This is a genomic window from Pseudodesulfovibrio sp. S3, from assembly GCF_004025585.1.
Classification (GTDB): domain Bacteria; phylum Desulfobacterota; class Desulfovibrionia; order Desulfovibrionales; family Desulfovibrionaceae; genus Pseudodesulfovibrio.
In genome coordinates this window covers 1-1,022 of the sequence record NZ_QTZO01000042.1, presented here as the reverse complement: position 1 = coordinate 1,022, position 1,022 = coordinate 1, and the positions used below count along the sequence as shown (strand labels likewise).

2 protein-coding genes are annotated in these 1,022 nt (G+C 58.7%); both read left to right on the top strand.

Going from position 1 to position 1,022, the window contains the following annotated elements:
• Positions 1 to 719: MotA/TolQ/ExbB proton channel family protein (locus DWB63_RS17160; RefSeq protein ID WP_347231982.1), on the top strand; the 719-nt coding region annotated here is incomplete at its 5' end.
• A 10-nt stretch (positions 720 to 729) separates the two neighbouring features.
• Positions 730 to 1,022 (top strand): biopolymer transporter ExbD (locus DWB63_RS17155; protein ID WP_206613195.1); only part of this gene is annotated, 293 nt, incomplete at its 3' end.

Genomic DNA, 1,022 nt, shown 5'->3' with positions numbered 1-1,022 from the left:
GCATAGGTGCAACCATGAATTTTTTGCCTGACAACGATATCCTGACCCTGTTGATGGGAGCGACCCTGGCCGTGAAGATGGTGTTGCTCTTCCTGGGATGCATGTCCCTGTGGAGCTGGACCATCATTTTTTTCAAGTTTTTCACCATTGGCACGGCCCGCAAAAAGGTCATGCAGGGATATGATGCCTTCATGGCTTCAGGCGACCTCTCCAAGGGGTTGAAGGGGCTGGGCGACAAGGCGGATTCTCCGCTGGCCCGCGTCTCTTCCCTGGCCGTGAAGGAGTTTCGCTTGCTGGAAAAGGCCGAAGTCAACCGCGAGCGCAAGCGGCTCCTGGTCAAGGACACGCTCCGACGCGTACTCAAACAGGGTATTTCCAAGGAAATGAGACTGTTGACGCGCAATCTTCCGTTCCTGGCCACCTGCGCCAACGCCGCCCCGTTCATCGGCCTGTTCGGCACGGTCTGGGGCATCATGCATTCCTTCCATTCCATCGGCCTGGCCCAGTCCGCAGCCTTGGCCACGGTGGCGCCCGGCATCTCCGAGGCGCTCATTGCCACGGCCATCGGGCTTCTGGTCGCTATCCCGGCCACCATTTTCTACAACTACTTCCTGGGCAAGCTGAACGAAGTGGAGACCGGCATGGTGGACTTTGCCGGAGCCTTCCTGAACCGGGCCGAGCGCGAGATCGCCTGGGCCGACAAGCCCGAGAAGCAGTAGGAGCGGGTCCATGGCTATCAAGACCGGCGGCGGTTTTCTGAACGAGATCAATGTCACGCCCTTTGTGGACGTGATGCTGGTGTTGCTGATCATCTTCATGGTCACGGCACCGCTCATGACCCAGGGCGTGGAGGTGGACCTGCCCACCACCCGGACGGTCAAGAACCTGCCCCAGGATTCCGAGCATCTGGTGCTCAGCGTGAAAAAGGACGGCACCCTGTTCCTTGACGAATACCAGGTGGGCCTGGACGAACTGGAAGAGCACCTCAAGCGGTTGGTATCCAAACAGAAAAAGCAGCTTTT